The organism is Okeania sp. SIO3I5 (assembly GCF_010672085.1).
Lineage (GTDB): Bacteria > Cyanobacteriota > Cyanobacteriia > Cyanobacteriales > Microcoleaceae > Trichodesmium.
Map to the genome: position 1 here is coordinate 1 of NZ_JAAHHT010000436.1, position 3638 is coordinate 3638.

Here is a 3638-nt window from a genome sequence, read left to right on the forward strand (position 1 = left end):
ATAACTGATAACTGATAACTGATAACTGATTAGGCGCCCATTCCCGAATATTGCTTTAACCCCAGTCGCCATAACCAACGGTTTAACCCAAAAAATATGACACTCCAAACCAACATAACTAATAACCCCCGCCCAACATCCACAGGCAACCCTACTAACAAAGAAGCAGGAAAATGAATCAGATAAGGAAAGGGAGTCCACAAAACTATTTTCAGCACCCATTCTGGAAACACTTCTAACGGAGCAGTTATTCCTGACAAAAACATATAAGGTAATAACCAAAGTTGCTCGATCGCTGTTGCTCTTTCAGTCCAAAACGCACACATAGCTAATGTATATTGAATTAAAAATCGCAAGAAAAACGCCATTAATACTACGATTAAAAATAAGAAAAAATCGCCCAAATTAGGCAACCAAAATGCCTGGGGATAGAGAACAAAAAATAACAGTATTAAACCTACAACAAAAAGTCCTCTAGCAAACCTTTCTGCAATATGATCTGCTACATGATGCCAGACTGGATCGATCGGTTGTAATAATTTAGGAGATAATTTTCCTTCAACTACTTCTTTTTCAAAATTAAAAATCACCCAAACAGGAGTTATAGAGCGGACAAGAAATACTGCCAAAAAATAACGGGAGAACTGTAATTTATCTAATGGAAATTCACCTTTTATTGCAGCTTCTGTCCAAATTCCCATCATAATGAAAGGTAAAGAAGATGACAACATCCATAAGAATAATTCAGCTCTATATTCCAGCATATAGGCATAGTAAGTAGAAAGAAAAACTTTTGCAGTTTTGATAATTTTTTTCATTTTTCCAGTGCGGGTATTTTGCCCGCTAGTAATTTAACTGAATGAGATAAAATTCTCTATCTAATTCTATACCAAATTCTGCTGCTTCAGCATAGTTTAGTTATCGTATTACTGAGGAGTAAGGAGTAAGAAGTTAGGAGTAAGAAGTTAGGAGTAAGAAGTTAGGAGTAAGAAGTTAGGAGTAAGAAGTTAGGAGTAAGAAAGGAAATGAAAATGCATAAATTTTTAAATTCGTGCTTCTAGCAAACACATATTTTAGTTGAGGATTTTTGAATGCGATTACTGTATAACCGGATTTTATATAATAGAGTTGTTGGTAATAATACTGCATCAAAATCATTCATCTACGTTGTTATCAGTAATAAATTATTTTCATAACTCTCCACACTTCCCACACTTCCCACACCTCCCACACCTCCCACACTTCCCACACTTCCCACACCTCCCACACCTCCCACACTTCCCACACTTCCCACACTTCCCACACTTCCCACACTTCCCACACTTCCCACACCTCCCACACTTCCCACACCTCCCACACCTCCCACACCTCCCACACCTCCCACACCTCCCACACCTCCCAATCATAGATCCCTTCAGGGGTTCTATATGTTGTGGGGTTGAGGAACGAAACCCAACCTACTCACATTGATATTTCACTACCCAACGCTGAAACAATTCCACGGCAAATTTCACGTTTTCCTCGGTTTCGACTATGACATCGTGGCGATCAAGAGTCTCAAGTGCATTATTAATTGTGCTTTCATCTAAACCTGTAAGTTCCTGAAGCATGACACGGTTCGCGGAGCGATCCGTTTCGGAATCGCAATTTCCCGAACACTTAGCTAAAGCTTTGAGAATATCTTGTTGCCCCGGTGCATCCTGTCCTGCTTGCCCCCAAACTCCCGTGAAATAATAGCGCCCATTTTGGAATAGTTCATTTTTTTCAAGAATGGCATCCACATCGGCAACGGTAAAAATAGGTTCCCTTGGTTTTCCTTCCTCGAAGGTTTGCTCGTTGTAGCGACGGACAAGTAAAAATCCCAGGAGTTGTACTAGGTAGGGTTGTCCGAATGTGAGGTCGTCAATGCGATCCATTGCTTCTGCTTCGTAGGTTAGCAGGAAGTCTGGGTTCGGGTTGGCAAGGAGTTGTCTGGTTGTTGCTCTATTCAAAAAACCGACGCGGATGGGAATGACGCTGGCAAAAAATGGCTGGAAGTAATCTTCTGTCATTTCTTCCAGAGTGTGCAACCCGGCGAAGGCAAAGGCAATTTTCGGACTCATCTGCACGAACCCCCGCAATACTGCCATGAAGTTAGGGGGGAGTTGTTGGGCGTTAATTAGGTCTTCAATGGTTTCAAATTCATCGAGGGCAATAATTAAGCGTTTGTTGTCTAATTTTTGAATTGCCTGTTTTAAGTAGAGTTTAAAAGTTCGTTGGGGAAGTTTCAGGAGTTCGTCTGTGTCCGGTGGGGAAAGGTTAATAGCATCTGAAATTTCATCACTGATTGCTAAAAATATTTCACCCATTCCCAGGGAAATAGCTCCTAAAGGTTGGAGGTTCACATAAACAACTTGTGTATCTGCACCGGAAGATTTGGCAACATTCCGTAGAATTGATGTTTTTCCCATGCGACGATGACCGAAGAGAACAACAGACTGCTTGTGAGAATTCGTAATCCACAGTTCCTCAAGCTCTCTCATAGTATCTTCCCGACCTACAAATAAGTAACCCTCTACTGGATCGCCAATGACGTATGGATTTTCTACGGGTTTAGTAATAGATGGATCTCCGGTGCTTGTGGCGATGCTTTCTAAAGCTTTTTGCCAAGTTCTAGCAATGCCGACAATTAAGTCTCGTTCTGCTTGGGGAAGTGTATCAGCATTATCTCGGATTTCTCTTAATTGACCTATGGCTCTGGCAAGGGCAAATGCACGAGCTGATTTTGAGGTGGCTTTTACAATAAGTTGCGTATCTTCAACAACGCAACATAAACCTTTGAGCGCTTCCCAGGTGGTGGGACGTAGATGAGGTTCGGGTGGAAAGTTGGGAGTTTCTATTTCGGCGATCGTAACAGGATTTTTTGCTGCTCGAAATTTAGTTAGGGTTTGAGCTAGTAGAAACATTTCCTCGCCGTATAGGAAAGAGCGTACTTTCTTAAATGCTGCTGTCGCTTTTTTGGGTTCTTTTTCGTAGAGATACCAGAAACCTGTAGCTGTTGCACGGGATGGAGTGTCTAAGCGGGTCGGTGCTGATGAGACTCTTTTTGAAGAACTAAAAATATTTAATCCTCCAAAAAACTCTAATTTCAATTCTTCTGCTAAAGATGCAGAGGCAAATTTTACAAGTTTCCAACTATAAGGATTTTCTGCGAGCTGAGAAATTCGATAAATCATCTGCTCTGGGGGAGTTTCTGCTAGCACCTGATTAATAGCATTAACTACCGGAATAAACTGTAGGGTATATCTTAAGAGTTGATCGATGTTTTCTAGACCTAGTTGCCAATCTTTTCTCAACCAAGATTTTAAGCGAGCTGTTAGTAAGGGTAAAGGAATAGGGGTGATTCTAGGTAGGAGAAAACTACGATTCTGAATTGAGATCGAGTTGAGTGGTACAACAATTAACCAGTTTTCTGGACGCCAAATCGCCACGCCGAACGCCACGCCGACCGCCACACCGAACGCCACGCCGAACGCCACGCCGAACGCCACACCTCCCGCCACACCGAACGCCACGCCTCCCACCACGCCGAACGCCATGCCGACCGCCACGCCAACCGCCACGCCGCGCGCCACCCCGAACCCCACGCCAACCCCCAC

3 protein-coding genes are annotated in these 3638 nt (G+C 42.9%); all 3 read right to left on the reverse strand.

The window, feature by feature from the left end:
* Positions 1-29 precede the first annotated feature (29 nt).
* Positions 30-818, reverse strand: coding sequence for an ABC transporter permease (locus F6K40_RS39280; RefSeq protein WP_293145456.1), 789 nt, complete (start codon positions 816-818; stop codon positions 30-32).
* A gap of 344 nt (positions 819-1162) precedes the next feature.
* On the reverse strand, positions 1163-1393 hold the full coding sequence (locus F6K40_RS39285) for a hypothetical protein (protein ID WP_293145459.1): 231 nt from the start codon (positions 1391-1393) through the stop codon (positions 1163-1165).
* A gap of 64 nt (positions 1394-1457) precedes the next feature.
* The coding region (locus F6K40_RS39290; protein WP_293145462.1) for an AAA family ATPase at positions 1458-3638 on the reverse strand (2181 nt) is incomplete at its 5' end.